14 protein-coding genes are annotated in these 16791 nt (G+C 53.0%); 11 read left to right on the top strand and 3 right to left on the bottom strand.

Going from position 1 to position 16791, the window contains the following annotated elements; all coding sequences use genetic code 11:
• Positions 1-285: 285 nt before the first annotated feature.
• The 3 genes from JYB63_RS05140 (at position 286) to JYB63_RS05150 (ending at position 3473) form a co-directional block, all read left to right on the top strand.
• A complete protein-coding gene (locus JYB63_RS05140; protein WP_205656711.1) occupies positions 286-1443 on the top strand; it encodes a cation diffusion facilitator family transporter in 1158 nt (385 codons plus the stop codon).
• Positions 1440-2048, top strand: a complete 609-nt coding sequence (locus tag JYB63_RS05145) for a YigZ family protein (protein WP_205656712.1) — start codon at positions 1440-1442, stop codon at positions 2046-2048. The genes JYB63_RS05140 and JYB63_RS05145 overlap by 4 nt, the downstream gene beginning before the upstream one ends.
• Before the next feature lie 402 nt (positions 2049-2450).
• Positions 2451-3473 carry a GGDEF domain-containing protein gene (locus JYB63_RS05150; protein WP_205656713.1) on the top strand — a complete coding sequence of 341 codons (1023 nt, stop codon included), beginning with the start codon at positions 2451-2453 and terminating at the stop codon, positions 3471-3473.
• Positions 3474-3549: 76 nt separating this feature from the next.
• Here JYB63_RS05150 and gorA read toward each other — a convergent pair whose 3' ends face one another.
• Positions 3550-4905 carry a glutathione-disulfide reductase gene (gorA, locus tag JYB63_RS05155; protein WP_205656714.1) on the bottom strand — a complete coding sequence of 452 codons (1356 nt, stop codon included), beginning with the start codon at positions 4903-4905 and terminating at the stop codon, positions 3550-3552.
• Between the two features lie 291 nt (positions 4906-5196).
• On the opposite strand from gorA, the gene xthA reads away from it, so the two are divergent.
• The 6 genes from xthA (at position 5197) to JYB63_RS05185 (ending at position 13630) form a co-directional block, all read left to right on the top strand.
• A complete protein-coding gene (gene xthA / locus JYB63_RS05160) occupies positions 5197-6006 on the top strand; it encodes an exodeoxyribonuclease III (protein ID WP_205656715.1) in 810 nt (269 codons plus the stop codon).
• A 369-nt stretch (positions 6007-6375) separates the two neighbouring features.
• On the top strand, positions 6376-8751 hold the full coding sequence (locus JYB63_RS05165; RefSeq protein WP_205656716.1) for a DUF1989 domain-containing protein: 2376 nt from the start codon (positions 6376-6378) through the stop codon (positions 8749-8751).
• A gap of 67 nt (positions 8752-8818) precedes the next feature.
• Positions 8819-9787: an ABC transporter substrate-binding protein gene (locus JYB63_RS05170; RefSeq protein ID WP_205656717.1), complete on the top strand. Its 969-nt coding sequence runs from the start codon at positions 8819-8821 to the stop codon at positions 9785-9787.
• 128 nt (positions 9788-9915) lie between these two features.
• The gene (locus JYB63_RS05175) at positions 9916-10980 is read left to right on the top strand and encodes a quaternary amine ABC transporter ATP-binding protein (RefSeq protein WP_205656718.1); all 1065 of its coding nucleotides are present in this window, start codon (positions 9916-9918) and stop codon (positions 10978-10980) included.
• On the top strand, positions 10977-12515 hold the full coding sequence (locus tag JYB63_RS05180; RefSeq protein WP_205656719.1) for an ABC transporter permease: 1539 nt from the start codon (positions 10977-10979) through the stop codon (positions 12513-12515). The genes JYB63_RS05175 and JYB63_RS05180 overlap by 4 nt, the downstream gene beginning before the upstream one ends.
• A gap of 98 nt (positions 12516-12613) precedes the next feature.
• On the top strand, positions 12614-13630 hold the full coding sequence (locus JYB63_RS05185) for a LacI family DNA-binding transcriptional regulator (protein WP_205656720.1): 1017 nt from the start codon (positions 12614-12616) through the stop codon (positions 13628-13630).
• A 111-nt stretch (positions 13631-13741) separates the two neighbouring features.
• Here JYB63_RS05185 and JYB63_RS05190 read toward each other — a convergent pair whose 3' ends face one another.
• Together JYB63_RS05190 and JYB63_RS05195 are read right to left on the bottom strand one after the other, a co-directional pair.
• A complete protein-coding gene (locus tag JYB63_RS05190; protein WP_205656721.1) occupies positions 13742-14680 on the bottom strand; it encodes a universal stress protein in 939 nt (312 codons plus the stop codon).
• Positions 14681-14757: 77 nt separating this feature from the next.
• Positions 14758-15504, bottom strand: coding sequence for a sulfite exporter TauE/SafE family protein (locus JYB63_RS05195; protein WP_205656722.1), 747 nt, complete (start codon positions 15502-15504; stop codon positions 14758-14760).
• 254 nt (positions 15505-15758) lie between these two features.
• Here JYB63_RS05195 and bfr (JYB63_RS05200) point away from each other — a divergent pair, with 254 nt between their 5' ends.
• Both bfr (JYB63_RS05200) and bfr (JYB63_RS05205) read left to right on the top strand, forming a co-directional pair.
• Positions 15759-16244, top strand: a complete 486-nt coding sequence (gene bfr, locus JYB63_RS05200) for a bacterioferritin (protein ID WP_205656723.1) — start codon at positions 15759-15761, stop codon at positions 16242-16244.
• Positions 16245-16310: 66 nt separating this feature from the next.
• The gene (gene bfr, locus JYB63_RS05205) at positions 16311-16784 is read left to right on the top strand and encodes a bacterioferritin (RefSeq protein ID WP_205656724.1); all 474 of its coding nucleotides are present in this window, start codon (positions 16311-16313) and stop codon (positions 16782-16784) included.
• Positions 16785-16791: the final 7 nt, after the last annotated feature.

Genomic DNA, 16791 nt, shown 5'->3' on the forward strand with positions numbered 1-16791 from the left:
GATACACACAAACTGATCATTTTTTAACCATTTGTTTTATTTTATATTTATCAAATACTTACAAACAGCAAAATGGATTTTTTCTGGCTAAAGCGGTATTTTTCCCACACTATATTGCAAAACCGCGTCAGCTCTGTGACAGAGCCAAGTCAACCCGAAAAACGCATTTTTTTGATATTTTTTTACGCCTTTTTGATCCCGGCGCTGGAGCCCGCCAACCAGACACATTAGTATGCCCCCTCCGGATTCAGACGAAGCTGCCCGATAGCAGCTATTATTCAGATTATGACCCCACAATCAGAAGCACAGAAAATCACCCTGATCGGCGCTGTACTCGATGCAGTGCTGGGCGCCCTGAAAATCGTTATAGGCAGCATTGCCCACTCCAGTGCTCTGGTTGCCGACGGCATTCATTCCCTTTCAGATCTGCTGACCGACTTTATGGTCATCGTCATTCTGAAGTATTCCCACCAGGAACCGGATAAAGAACATCCCTGGGGACATGCCCGGTTCGAAACTCTGGGGACAATTATTCTCGGCGGCCTGCTGATTCTGGTAGCCGGCGCCATCGCTTACGACAGTCTGCACATCCTGATCAGCGGTACTCAGCTACTGATCCCGGAATGGCCGACATTACTGGTCGCGGCAATATCAGTCCTCGCCAAGGAAGCAATCTTCCGCTACACCCTGGCAGTCGGGAAAAAACTGAAGTCCGATCTGCTGATCGCCAACGCCTGGCACAGCCGCACAGACGCCCTTTCATCCGTCATCGTATTTGTCGGCATTGCGGGAGCCATGAGTGGCTTCGCCTGGCTGGATGCGGTGGCAGCCATTCTGGTGGGCTTCATCGTTGCTAAAATCGGTATTGAACTGAGCTGGAAATGTGTTCAGGAGCTGCTAGATACAGCTTTACCGGAAGAAGATGTCCAGGCCTATACCGATGAAATTATGCAGGTTGAGGGCATACTCAGCGTACACAGTTTCAAAAGCCGCCGGATGGCCAGCCACATTCTGCTGGAAGTACATCTGCAGATAGCGCCCTATCTGAGCGCCTCAGAGGGCCATTTTATCGGCGATATGGCAGTGTACCGGCTACGGGCCCGTTTTCCCGACATCAAGCACGTGATCTTCCACATCGACACCTATGATGATGAAGCCGAGAACTATTGCCAGGTTCTGCCCAACCGGGTTGAAATCAGCCGCTGTCTTTTCGCCATTCTGGACCGGTATGATGCAACTGAGCTGAAAATTCACCGCCTTGGTCTGCATTACCATACCGACGCTATTGAAATTGACCTGCAACTCAACCAGCAGGATACCGTTGCGTATGACCTGCCACACCTGCAACAGCAGCTGAATACTGAACTGAGCAAGCACGCCTGGTTTGGTCATCTGAACCTGCTTGTACGCCACATAGACAGCAATAATCAAGTACTGAAATGAAAACCTACCTGCGCCCCAGCGCTGCTGTCAGCAGTGAAATCATCATCAAGCACAGCCGGTTTATCTGCTATATCGCGCCGGTTACAGGCCGGGCAGAAGCAGAAGCCTTTATCGACAGCATTCGCCGCCAGCACCCCAAGGCCAACCATAACTGCTGGAGCTATGTTGCGGGCTACCCCGAAGACCCGCAACAGTGGAACTGCAGTGATGACGGAGAGCCCAAAGGTACCGCCGGCCAGCCCATGCTTAACATTCTGCGCCATTCCGGGATGGGACAAATCTGTGCGGTGGTTACCCGCTACTTTGGCGGCGTAAAACTGGGTACCGGCGGGCTGGTCCGGGCCTACGGCCAAAGCCTGAATGAAAGTATCCGCCTGTTGGAGACCGAAGAAGTCGTCCCTCAGTCTGCAATCAGCCTGAGCGCCGGCTATGACCTCACCGGCGACCTGGAGCAACTGATCGCCCGTTTCAGCATTCAGGTAGAAGAACGGCTCTTTGAAGAACAACTGGTCATTCATGGCCGGATAGAAGCTCAACAGCTGGATGACCTTAAGCAGGCACTGCAGCCGATTCAGCACAAAGTCACCCTCACCGCCGACGAATAATCCCCCCTGCTGCCGGTGAATCGTCTTTCACCGGCAGACTCTGTGCGTACCCTCATTTGCAATCTGATCTCGCCACTGCACTGTTCCATGGGGCACATCGATACCCCCTTCTGACAAAAGCGCCACCTAAACACAGGTAAGTGTCTGATCTGCATCAAATATCCAATTTAATATTGTTCAAACCGCCCACCTTAACCTATAGTCTTATTTCAGCATTGCTTAACCTCATGCGAGGATCGAAAAAATAGCGCATCCGGGCTTTAAAACAGTTGTTTAATTATTTTCAATAAACTATAAAGTTCCGCCAAATCAAGCCGATAGATAACTACTAAGTAGAAAATCAGGTTCATGTTTGATTGTTGTACTTGTTGATATAACGATTGCACTCGCAGAAGAGGTCGTATGAAGTTCGCAGATAATCCAAATCAGGCTGCAGAATGCCTCCGTCAGGCCATCCCCCTGATGGTTAAATACAGCATCCCGCCCAACCCGCTGAATTATTCACTCTGGTATGCCTACGTCTCCAACGTTATCCCGGGTCTTAACACCCAGATGGACAAAGCTCTGGAAACCTACGGTACCTGCCCCAGCATTATCAGTGAACAAATGTTCCGGGATTTCCTCATTAAAGAAGAAATCGATAACGCAGAAGATCTGCAAACTGCACTGATGGCTGTGATGGGAAGCCTGGAAAACGAAGCCAGCAGCACCATTCAGAATACCGAAGCGTTTAATGACGTTCTTGAAGACAGCCTGCAGGCACTGCAGGCCAGCCACTTTATTGACCAGGACGAAAATGTTGCCGGCATCATTGAAAAGCTGACAGCAAACACCCAGGCAATGAGCGAAACCACCAAACAGTTCCAGAGCAAGATCGACGAAGCTCAGGCGGAAATTGCCACCCTCAAGCAGGAACTGGAGAAATCCCGACAGGATGCCAGTGTTGATTCCCTTACCGGCCTGTTCAACCGCCGGGTGTTCGACATGGAATTCAGTCAGATCGCCAGCAGCCAGGATGCCAAAGTCACGCTGGTGATGATCGATATCGATCACTTCAAGAAATTTAACGACACCTACGGCCACCTGATGGGCGACAAGGTCCTGCAGTACGTCGGTAAAATGGTTAAGGAACTCTGCCTGCCCCCACTGTTACCGGTGCGTTTTGGCGGTGAAGAATTTGCGGTACTGATGCCCGGTAAAGACACAACCGCGGCGGCTGAACTTGCCGAAACTATCCGTGGCAAAATCAAAGCGATCCGGATTAAACAGAAGAAATCCGGCGAAGTTATCAGCTCTATCACATCCTCATTCGGTGTGGCTGAGCTGATTCCGGGCGAAACCCCGGAAGCCTGTACAAGCCGTGCCGATGCAGCCCTTTATCAGGCAAAAGCCAACGGCCGCGATCAGGTACAGGTAGCTGGCTGACCCCCACTGCCCTGCGACTGCTTACGAAAAAAAACGCGCCATCCGGCGCGTTTTTTTATAACCCGGTGAAACCGCTTTACTTAGCCGGCTCACGCATGGTGACAAACTCTTCAGCAGAGGTTGGGTGAATACCGATGGTGGAATCGAATACCGCTTTGGTTGCACCGGCTTTCAGCGCAACAGCCATACCCTGAATGATTTCACCGGCATCAGCACCTACCATGTGAATACCCAGCACCTTATCGGTATCACGGTCCACCAGCATCTTCATGAAGGTCTTCTCGTCACTGCCACTCAGTGTATGCTTCATCGCCCGGAAAGAAGACTTGTAAACATCCACATTCGTATACTGCTCACGGGCCTGCTCTTCGGTCAGACCAACAGTACCGATATTTGGCTGGCAGAATACCGCCGTCGCAATCAGGTTGTAATCCACCTTCTGATCCAGGCCACCGAACAGATTACGCACCAGCGCCATGCCTTCAGCCAGAGCAACCGGCGTCAGCTGAACACGGTCGATAACATCACCAATCGCATAAATAGACGGCTCGCTGGTTTCAAAATTATCGTTTACCACGATCGCGCCATTCTTCTGCTGTTCAACATTAACTGTTTCCAGGCCCAGATCCGTAACATTTGGCACCCGGCCAGTTGCATACAGAATGGTATCCGCTTCCAGGGTTGTACCATCCGTCATGTGTGCCAGCAGGCTGCCATCAGCCTGTTTTTCGATCTTGCTGATGTTGTTGTTGAAGCGCAGGTTAACGTTCTTCTTCGCCACTTCTTCAGCGGTGAAACGGCGCACTTCTTCATCAAAGCCACGCAGGAACATATCACCCCGGTAAATCAGAGACGTTTCAGCACCCAGACCGGCAAAGATACCGGCAAACTCAACCGCGATATAACCGCCGCCCACAACCAGGGCACGTTTCGGGAACTCATCCAGATAGAACACTTCGTTTGAGGTAATCGCGTGTTCGCTGCCTTCGAACTCAGGAACGAACGGCCAGCCACCGGTAGCAATCAGAATCCGCTCAGCGGTATAGGTCTGCCCGGATACCTCAACTGAATTCGGGCCGGTAATGCGTGCGCGGCCTTCAATCAGGTTCACGCCAGCGTTCTTCAGCATATTGCGGTAAATACCGTTAAGACGCTCAATTTCTTTAGTCTTGTTATCACGCAGAGTCGGCCAGTCAAAGCCGTTCGCTTTAACATCCCAGCCGAAGCCCGCTGCATTTTCAAAATCTTCATGGTAGTGAGAACCGTAAACAAACAGTTTCTTCGGTACACAACCCACGTTTACACAGGTACCGCCCATATAGCGGTCCTCAGCCATACCTACTCTTACACCCATGGCAGCAGCCATACGTCCGGCACGTACACCGCCTGAACCGGCACCAATTACAAACAGATCAAAATCAAACTCTGCCACAATTATTCCTCTTTTCTGTTACGCCACGTACTGCGCTGCGAATATCAATCTAAACCGCGACAACCTGCGGTCATATAAAGACGCTAATCTACCTGTTTGGACGACTAACTGCCAATAAAGATAATCAACAATACTTATAGCAATCACTTATAAACATCCATTTTAAAAATTACCAAAAGCTATAAACAAAACTTCCCGGCAACCATCCCGGTAACCAGAGTGACAGGCGATTGATCTTTAGCGATGCGCAGAGTAACTTAGTGCCTTTCGATTCAGCCTTACGGATTTACAATGAAACTCATCTCTTTCAACATCAATGGCTTGCGTGCACGTCCTCACCAGATCAAAGCCCTCATCGACAAGCACCAGCCAGACGTTATCGGTATTCAGGAAATTAAAGTACATAACGAAGAATTTCCGGTAGAGATGATCACCGACCTGGGCTACCACGTTGAGTTCCATGGCCAGAAAGGCCACTACGGTGTTTGCCTGATTTCCAAGAAGCCACCGGTCAGCATCCAGATGGGCTTTGCCACCGATGAAGAAGACGCTCAGCGCCGTATGATTATCGGCGAATACGACATCGACGGTGAAACTGTCACCGTACTGAACGGCTACTTCCCGCAGGGTGAAAATATCGCCCATGAAACCAAGTATCCGGCCAAGCGTAAGTTCTATGCTGACCTGCAGATTCATCTGAATGAACACTGCTCCCCGGATGCAAATGTCTGCGTCATGGGTGACCTGAACATTTCCAGCGAAGACATTGATATCGGTATTGGCGAACCTAACCGTAAGCGCTGGCTGAAAACCGGTAAAACCAGCTTTCAGCCGGAAGAACGTGAATGGCTGGCGACCCTGCTGGGATGGGGTCTGCAGGATACCTTCCGGAAAATTCACCCAACCGAAGATGCCCTGTTCAGCTGGTTTGACTACCGCAGCCGTGGTTTTGAGGCAGAGCCGAAACGCGGTCTGCGCATAGATGCGGTACTGGTGACCAAGTCACTGTATGAACGCTGCACCGACGCAAATATCGACTACGATATCCGCGGCATGGAAAAACCGTCAGATCACGCACCGATCTGGGCCGAGTTCAGCTGATCCACCGGATCACTCCGGCCTGAATGGCCATCTGAATTTTATAAGGATACCTGCGGGTATCCTTTTTATTTTTAGCTGTCCGTCTCCTCTTTCTCTGCCTTTTCGTTAACCATACCTTTTAATGGAACAATCTCCCGGCAGCCGGAGCCAGCAGCACACCGACAGCTCAAAATGTAACTGTTACATCAGCAATCAGGGCTCTCCTTACTCATCCGTCTGTACAAATTTTCACCTGTTTTTTTAACTGCAGGGCTTGCAAAGAGGCTGAACCGGGATTAAGTTAAATACAAATGTAACCGGTTACATTTACTCAAAACGACTAAATGCAGCCATTCATCATCCACATAATCTGATTAAAAGAGCCCTGCCATGGCTGATGCAACAACACTTATCTGGGAACCTGCACGGGGCGGGCTGGACACCTCCGCCCTGTATCCCGGCTTTCCACAACCGGATACCCAGGAAACGCTGCAACTCAACCCGGGAAGCTGCCACTGGGTCAGCCTGCGTAAAGGCGATCTGCTGTCGCTGAATGCGCACCTTACAGACAGTACACTGCTGTTCTCAGCACTGACCAGCAACAGCACTGACTCTGCCAGCCTCAGCACGGTCTCCTACCAGCCAGAATTCCTGCAAGCCATGCCAGAAACAGCGCAGGCTGCTGAACAATTTAACCCGCTGGCAATACAACCCCGGTTGCAGGCGCGGCAACTGCGATTACAGGATCTCAGCTTCCGTACGCTAAGCCGGGATATGCTGGCAGACACAGAACGTCCCCTGATTATTCAGGCGGCACAGGATTACTGCCTGATCATTGCCCTCTCCGCCACCAGCAACCAACTGGTGGACGGCAGTGAACAACCCCGGTCAGTCGCCCATATCAGTATTCAGCGGGCTGAAACCAATAGCGATCAGCCACTGCCAGAGCCACTGGGGCCTGTTCGGGATGAATTCCGCATCCCCCGTGCCACCGCCAAAGCCTACACAGTTAAAAAAGGTGAATACATCCAGATCATCGATGTGGAAGGTCGCCAGTGCTCCGACTTTATGGCCATGAATTCAGCAGCACTTGCAGAAGGCAGAGAACGCTTTATTGACTCCACCGTCAGCCGTTCACTGGCGGCCGGTGCATACCCTCAGCCAGGGCTGCACGACAAGTTTTATGATCAGGATATGAAGCCACTGCTGGCGGTTGTACAGGACACCGCCGGCCGTCACGATACCTTCGCGCTGGCCTGCACAGAATTTGGCTACGCAGAACGGGGCTTTCCCGGCCATGTGAACTGCTCCGACAATATCTCTGCCGCCTATGCACCTTACGGCATCCAGCCCCGCCGGGCCTGGCCGGCCATTAACTTTTTCTTTAACTCCTGGATTGATCCCGACAGCCACCGGCTTGGTTCCGATGAATCCTGGTCCCGGCCCGGGGATTATGTCCTGATGCAGGCCCTCACTGATCTCACCTGCGTCAGCACTGCCTGCCCGGACGACATTGATCCGATCAACGGCTGGAACCCAACCGAAATACATATACGCATTTACCGTCCGGATGCGGCCATTCCCCGCTCTGTTGCTTACCGATCCTTACCGGAGTCGACCCCGTTTATGAGTACCGAAACCCCTTTTCATCCGCGTACCAGCGCACTGACCAAGCGTTTCCATAATGCCCGTAACTACTGGGTACCTCAGGCCTTCGACAGTACCGGCAGCATTGCTGAATACTGGAATTGCCGGAACAACGTCACCGTACAGGACATGTCCAACCTGCGGAAACTGGACGTCTACGGACCGGATGCCGAACGGCTGTTACAACTTGCACTGACCCGGGACATCAGCCGACTGTCCGTGCACCGTGGCTACTATGCCCTGCTCTGCTCAGAACAGGGCGCGGTCATTGATGACGGCACCCTGTTCCGGCTGGCCCCGCAATTGTTCCGCTGGTGCTGCGGCAGCGACGAATCCGCCCGGCAACTGGAGAGCCTCGCCCGGGAAAATAACCTTAAAGTCTGGATCAGAGATCTCACGCTCAAGCTTTGCAACCTGGCCATCCAGGGGCCGAAAAGCCGTGAACTGCTGCAACGGCTGGTGTTTACCCAACCCGCTCAGCCGGATCTGAATAACATTAAATGGTTCGGCTGTGCCATTGCCCGCACCCATGACCGGGACGGTATTCCCTTCATGCTCACCCGAAGTGGCTTTACCGGTGAACTGGGTTATGAACTGTTCTGCGATCACCGTGATGCGGTCGCACTGTGGGATGCGGTGTTTGCTGCCGGAGAAGATCTCGGGGTCAGCCCAATGGGCGGTGATGCACTGGAAATGCTCAGAATCGAAGCCGCCCTGATGATCAGCGGTGCCGAGTTCGGTGGCGAGACAGAACCGGATGAAGCCGGTCTGGGGTTTGCTATTGATATGCGCAACACCGAATTCACCGGCCGTGCAGCCATTGATCGTAACCGTCAGGCGCCTCGCAAACAGCTGGTCGGCCTGAAAATACAGGGGGACGAACTGCCCCAGCACGGTGATCACATTTTCCTTGAGCGTCAGCCGGTAGGCACGATCACCAGCGCCACCCGTTCACCGGAACTGCAACAGGTTATCGCCATGGCGCGGGTCGCCACTGAACTGGCAGCGGCCGGTACCATGCTTGAAATAGGCCGGCTCGACGGTCACATGAAACGCCTCAGTGCTACGGTCTGTGAACTGCCGTTCATTGACCCGCAACGTCATAAAGCAAGGCAATAACGGTTAACCACCGGGATTGCTTTAACAAACCGAACACCTAAACCAACAATAACAACCGGAGTGAAACATGAAATCTTTACGTCAACCTCTGCTGGTCGCCCTCAGTGCTTCAGGTCTGCTGCTCAGTCAGGCCCATGCGACGGATAAAATTACCGTCGGCGAACCCAGCTGGCCGGGGGCCAAAATCATCGCTAACGTGATTCAGGTCGTAGCCAGTGAAAAGCTTGGTGCTGAAGTCGGCCTGGCACCGGGGGCTAACGCCGCGATTTACGCCGGTATGGATAAAGGCCGCGGTGATATCGATGTACACCCGGATGTATGGCTGCCTAACCAGCAAAGTTTCACCGACAAATATGTGGTTGAAAACGGCACCGTCAACCTCAGCGAAGGCTCTTATGAAGGGGTCAGCGGCTTCTGTATGCCGACCTATATGAAAACCGAGCACGGCATCAGCTCTATTTATGACCTGGCCACCCCTGAAGCTCAAAAACTGTTCGACCTGAACAACGACGGCAAAGGGGAAATCTGGGTCGGTGCACCGGGCTGGGGCTCAACCAAAATCAATCAGGTCAAAGTACGGGATTACGGCATTGAGGACTTTCTCGAGCCGACCACCGAAGATGAAGCGGTGTTCTACGCCAAAATTTCTGCTGCCATCAAGAAACGTCAGGGCGTGGTGTTCTACTGCTACAACCCTCACTACGTTCACAAACTCTACGACGTGACCATGGTAGAAGAGCCGGAAAATAATCCTGACACCTACCGCATGGTTCAGCCTGATCAGGACCCTGAATGGTTCGCTAAATCTCACATCAGCAGCGGTGATGCGAAAAAAACCGTCCGGGTCGCCTATTCTAAATCACTGGAACAGCGTGCACCGGAAGTGGCGAACTTCCTGAAAAATATCGATCTGGACAACCAGGCCATCAGCGCCATGACCCATGCAGTGGTCATTGAAAAACAGGCACCGGCCGACGTGGCTAAAGCCTGGGTCGATGCCAACAGCGCAACTGTCGATAAATGGCTGGGCCTCTGAGGCCCGCACAGGTCTTTAGCACAGACAGTCAGAACAGGGCCCACCACAGGGCCACTGTCACCGGGACCTGTCGCTTCTCCCCGAAGCGGCAGGCCAGCAGAAACACACAGAATAAGAAGGAAGTAGCGGTGAATACACTAACCGAGCAGCCGGCTATTCAGGTCAGCGGGGTCTGGAAGATCTTCGGCGACCGCTGGCGCGAAGCACTGCAGGCGGTGCAGGAACATGGCATCAGCAAGCAACAGGTACTGGAAGAATATAATTGCGTGGTCGGCGTGGCAGACGCCAGCTTTGAAGTGGCAGAAGGTGAAATCTTCTGCATCATGGGCTTATCCGGCAGCGGCAAATCCACCCTGGTACGTCATGTAAACCGTCTGCTGGAACCGTCTGCCGGTCATATTCATGTGAATGGCGATGATGTTGTCGGGCTGGACGACAAACAGCTGCGTGATCTGCGCAACCGCCGCATTGCGATGGTCTTTCAGAACTTCGGCCTGATGCCCCACCGCACCGTGCGGGATAACGTCGCCATGCCTCTGGAAATCCGCGACCTGCCCAAAGCCACCCGCTGGCAGGAAGCCGACCGGGTACTGGAACTGGTCGAACTGAACGGCTGGGAAGACAAATACGCCCATGAACTCTCCGGCGGTATGCAGCAGCGGGTCGGCCTGGCCCGGGCAATTGCCGCCGACCCTCAGGTGCTGCTGATGGACGAACCCTTCAGCGCACTGGATCCTCTGATTCGCCGTCAGTTGCAGGATCAGTTCATGCAGCTGGCCCGGGTGATGAAAAAAACCACCCTGTTTATCACCCATGATCTTGATGAAGCCATCCGCATCGGCCACCGGATCGCCATCATGAAAGACGGCCGCATCATTCAGATCGGCACCCCGGAAGACATTGTGACCAACCCTGCCGATGATTATGTAGCGGACTTTGTCGCCAGTATCTCCCGGCTCAAATTTGTCCATGCCGCGTCACTGATGCAAAACCCCGAAGCGTATATTGCCGAATTTGGCCCGCTGGCGCAGAACGCCCCGAAAGTCAGCGCGGATGCCGACCTGAATACCCTGATCGACACCGCCATTGAATGGCCCGGCGCAATCATTGTTGAAGACGCCGGACAAACCGTCGGCGTAATCGACAGAGTAGACATTATGCGCGGCATTCAGGGCAACGGAGGTTCAGAATGAACAGCACCACCCAACACACAGCGAATGCCGCGGCTGACAAAAACACAGCAGCCTACCAACAGGCAGTTAACGAACTGGTCGATCAGTATTGCGTACAAAACAGCCCCTACTACCGGCAGGCCTTTGCACGGATCAGCGGTGCTAACCGCTTTATCCTGAGCTTCAACCTGATGGCCGCATTACTGGGCCCGGTATGGTTTGCCGCCCGGGGATTATGGAACTGGTTTCTGGTATTCGTCCTGCTGGAAGCCTTTGCCTGTATTCAGATCTCACTGGGCCTGTTCAGTGACCTGGGGGCTGAATCCAAACTGCGGGCTGAACGTATCAGCGCCACACTGGAACAGCGCCGGGAACAGCTTGCCACCGCCATTGAAACCGGTACCGGTAACATTGAAGGCCTGACCCGCATTGTCAGCTCACTGGAAAATGCCGTACAGCAGGCCCTGCAACAGGCACAGGCGCTGGAAACCGAGCGTATGTCGCTGCTGATTTTCGGTCTGGTACTGATGGCTGTGTTTAAACTGATTCAGGGCTTAATCGCCAACCAGGCGCTGGAAAAACACTTTACCCTGTGGCGCTCCGACCGCTATCTGCCCCACGGTATTTCCGTATTACGCGGCATCACCGGGCTGGCTATCGTAACAACCGTCTACGGGCTGGCATCGGCACAGTTTTCCTTCCCAACCAGCTGGACGGCCCTGCAAACCTTCCCCGCACCGGAGGGCTTCCGGACCGGAGTCAGCTCCGGCCTGAAAGAATGGTTTGACTACGCCACAGTTGCCGGCAGCGGTTTCTTTAACAACATTACCGACAGCGTACGGGTACTGCTTGATGGCCTGGAAACTCTGTTCGTCGGCACCCCATGGCCGGTGGTCATTCTGTTCATCGCCCTGCTGGCGTGGCAATGTGCCGGGCCGAGAGTCGCCATCTTTGCCGTCGCCGGTTTAATGTACCTGGGCTTTCTGGGCTTCTGGGACAAAGCCATGGCCACAGTTTCCCTGCTGGGGGCAGCAGCCTGCGTAAGCATCTCGCTGGGCATTCCAATGGGCATTCTCTGTGCCCGCAAGCCGCGGGTATATACCTTTATCCGGCCAGTGCTGGACTTCATGCAGACCATGCCGTCGTTCGTCTACCTGATCCCGATCATCGCCTTCTTCGGTACCGGTAAACCGGCCGCTATACTGGCGACACTGGTATTCGGCAGCCCGCCGGTTATCCGCCTGACAGTACTGGGCCTGCAGGGTGTTCCGGAACACGTTCGCGAAGCGGCTATCTCCTTCGGCGCCACACCGGCATACCTGCTCTTCAAGGTAGACCTGCCACTGGCAGCCAAAACCATCATGACCGGGGTTAACCAAACCATCATGATGAGCCTGGCCATGGTCGTTATCGCCTCCCTGATCGGCGCGAAAGGTCTGGGTGAAGATGTACTTGAAGCATTGCAGTACGCCTCCACCGGCGAAGGTATTCTGGCCGGCTTTGCCATTCTGATCTGCTCCATGATTCTTGACCGGATCATTCAGGGTAAACGCTGACCAGCACCGGCCACAACTGGCTGAAACCGACGCGCTGCCGTGGCAACACGGCAGCGCATTCTTCTCAAAGCACCACAGATCCAGTATTCTCCTTGCCTATGAATAAAGCAGTGTCCGGACAAAGCGGCGTCCGCCAGGTCGCCAAACTCGCAGGGGTCTCCGTCGCCACCGTCTCGCGGGTGTTTAATCAGGCCAGTACTGTACGGCCCAATACCCGTGACAAAGTGATGGCCGCGGCCAAACAGCTTAACTATGTCCCCAACAGCGCTGCCCGCTCACTGACCATGAACCGCAGCTACACCATTGGCATTGTCATTCCCACCATCGACAACTCAATCTTTGCCCGGTTTATTGACGCCATCGAGCAAACACTGGCAACCCAGGGCTATGGGCTGATCGTTGCTACCTGTGGCTTTGACCGGCACAGCGAAAGCCGCCGGGTTGAAGAACTTCTGAAAATGGGCATTGAAGGCCTGATTCTGTCGGGCGCAGAACACGATGAAGAACTGCTGGAACTGATCGCCGCCCGAAACCTTCCGCTGGTCTGCACCAGCTTATTTGATTCTGATTATCCATGGCCAACCATCGGTTACGATAACTACAGCATGGGCAAAGCCATCGCCCGGCATTTGCTGGACCATGGCCACCGGCAGTTTCATATTCTCTCCGGCCCGCGGGACCTGATCGACCGGACCCGCATCAGGGTGCAGGGTATTCTGGACTGTTTACAGGACGCCGGAGTCAGTGATATCAGCATCAGTGAAACTGACCTGAATTTTGCTGCCGGCTGCCAGGCGGCCAAGAACATCCTCACCCCACCGCTGAATTTCACGGCTCTGCTGTGTACGTCTGACGTGCTGGCCATGGGGGTATTGCTGGAAGCACCCCGGCTGGGCATCCGTGTACCGCAGCAGCTTTCAGTCACAGGATTTGATGATCAGGACTGGGCCGCCGTCAGCAACCCGGGACTCACTAGTGTACACACCCCTTCCCGGCGCATGGGAGACGCCACAGCAAGGGCACTGATGGATAACATCGAACAGGGAATTGCTGTCGCCAGCCAACTGATTGATTCCCATCTCGTCATACGGGACTCCAGCGGCCCGGCACCTTAAGAACACTGGCTATCAGAAAAAAGTCCATAGAAAAAAGACCATAGGAAACTCACTGACACAAAAAACCATCCCGAAGGATGGTTTCCTATAGCACTTCAACGACAGGCCAAATCAGGATTCGCTGACATGGCATTCAAAGTCAGGCCCTTTCACCACCATAATGTCACAGTGGATCGAATCCAGAATCCTTTCAATGGTACTGCCCACCATCAGCCGGTCAAACACACCCCGGGCAACGGCGCCCATCACCAGTAAATCCACATGATGATCTTCAACATATTCCAGCATCTTCCGGTGTGGCGGCCCTTCCAGCAAATTGACTCTGGAGCTGTCCGTATTCAGCCCGTAAGGCTCCAGCAATGTGTCCAGTGCCCGGATATGCTCACGGCGTACTTTCACCTGCATGTTTTCAAAATCAGCGACGACATGTTCATCAAAAATAGCGGAATGGGGTAAAACGTTAAAACAGTGCATCACCCGCATCTCACCTTCCAGTTGCTGTGCCATAGCCGCACTCCAGTTAAGAATATGGCTGTCCAGCACCGCCGGTGAGTCACATTCATGAAACGGATCAACCGTCGCCGCCACATGACCACCATCCGACCAACTATGTTCCTTAACCAGCATTAAAGGCACCGGACACTCGCGAATCAGCTGCCAGTCACTCTGAGCAAACAGGAAATGCCCCAGACGGGAATGTTTCTCTATCTGATGGACCATAATATCCGGCTGATAACGGAGCACCTTACGTACCAGGCTATCAGCATGATGCCTGTCCCAGCAAACATCGAAGTCAACATCGACACCTTCAGCCTCCAGCTGTTCAGCCAGAACTTCCAGCTCCGTCTCGGCCTGATTCATAAAGCGGTGTTCAGCCCGAAGCAGGCCTTCTTTATCGAACAGATAGCTATTGCGCAACGACGCGTTATAACAGCAGCGAAACAGTTCTACACGGGCACCGCTGGCTTCAGCAAGGCGTAAAGTTTTCTCCAGCAGATACTGATGATCTGCCTCTGCTTCCACGTTAACCAGAATCTTTTCTATATTCACCGCTAACCCCCTGTTCACTCAGCACCCTTTAAGCATGAATCAGCATAGGGATTTTTCAACGCTTTTTCACAGAAAAACTATCCGGCGAACGCCTGAATCCCTGCCCGGATAATACCCACCGCAGATAAAAGTATAAGCAGACAGATAACCCCACGGCGCAGTTTTTTCTCTGGCAGCACACTGAACAGGCGCGAACCGAAGAAAATACCGATACCCATCGGCACCATCATGGCGAGGCTTTGCCACACCAGTTCTTCGTTCAACAAACCATGACCGGAGGCGGTACTCAGCAGGATAATATCCGTCAGCAGGAAGAACATAACCAGGGTAGCCCGCAGCTCTGTCATGGTCAGATTCATGGCGGTCAGAAAGGTCGCTACCGGCAAACCGCCTACCCCGGCGGCACCATTACAGACACCTGATACCAACCCAAGCCCGAAAAACGGCACCGGGCCGGTAGGCCCCCGGTACTGCCAGCCAACGGCCAGCAACACACTCATAATCAGAATAACTGCAGAAAGCAGCAGACGGATGTTGTCCGCTGGCATCACCACCAGCGCATACACACCCAGCGGGGTGGCAATCAGCGTGCCGATCAGCAGATAACTAAGAATACGCCAGGCGGTATCCCGCCAGGTACTGAGTACCATCTGGATACTGGCGGCAATTTCCAGCACAGCAATCATCGGGACGACCTGGGATGGCGCCAGAAAGAGCGTTGCTGACGCCACAACCAGCGCTGAGAATCCGAAGCCAATACAGCCTCTGACCACCCCTGCTATGCCAACAATCAGTGTCAGCATTACCCACTCAATAAGTTCCATCAGTCATCCTCAGGTCGCGCCAAATGATATTAATTTTCAAACAGTTAACACGAATCCAATACGCCGGTTAGCGATAATAATTTACAAATGATAATCCCGTCATGGTATGCAAAAACAGCATTGAATCACACCCACAAATGTCACATTAATCAGCTATATTTATGCCACCCTATTGTCCGGCGGGTAGAACCAATTACAAAAAAGCACCTGTCCGAACACACAATAAATGACAAGAGTCTGATACGGAGAATCCCATGAAAGGCAGCCAAAAAGTTATCGACGCCTTCAATATGCTGTTGGCGAATGAACTCGCCGCCATTGACCAGTACTTTGTACATTCACGGATGTATGACGACTGGGGCCTGGATAAGCTTTACACCCGACTGAATCACGAGATGGAAGAAGAAACCCAGCATGCTGACTGGCTGATTAAGCGTATCCTCTTTCTGGAAGGTGTACCTAATCTGAGCAAACGACGCGAACTGATCATCGGTCATGACGTTAAGTCGATGATGGAAAATGATCTCAAGCTGGAAATGGAAGTGGTTGCAGCCGTCCGCGACGTTATCGCCACCTGCGAAGCTGAACAGGATTACCAGAGCCGCGAAGTGCTGGAAAAACTGCTGTTCGACACCGAGGAAGACCATGTTTACTGGCTGGAACAGCAACTGGGTCTGATCGAACGGATCGGTATCGCCAACTACACCCAGTCACAGATGGGTGGCGGTGCAGGCGCATAACTCAACAGAACAGCCACACGTATCAAAAGAGATATCAGACGCTGATTCTCTGAGAAGGAAAATATTATGAAGGGTGATAGCCAAATTATCGCAGGCCTGAACGCTGTACTTGCCAACGAACTGGTCGCCATTAACCAGTACTTCCTGCACGCACGCATGTTCAAGAACTGGGGGCTGGGTGGCCTGAATGAAGCTGATTACAAAGTTTCTATTCAGAAAATGAAGAATGCCGACAAAATCATCGAACGGGTCCTGTTTCTGGAAGGTTTGCCAAACCTGCAGGATCTGGGCCGGTTACGGATCGGTGAAGACACCGGCGAAATCATTCAGGCAAACATGGACTTTGAGCTGGAAGCGTTAAAGCCGCTTAAAGAGACCATTGCCAAATGTGAAGAAAAGAATGACTACATCAGCCGCAGCCTGCTGGAAAGCATTCTGGAAGATCAGGAAGAACAGATCGACTGGCTGGAAACCCAGCAGTATCTGATTGCCAATGCCGGCATGGAAAACTACCTGCAAACCCAGATGGATGATGACTGATACCGAC

It is taken from the genome of Aliamphritea spongicola, assembly GCF_017051665.1.
Taxonomy (GTDB): Bacteria; Pseudomonadota; Gammaproteobacteria; order Pseudomonadales; family Balneatricaceae; genus Amphritea; species Amphritea spongicola.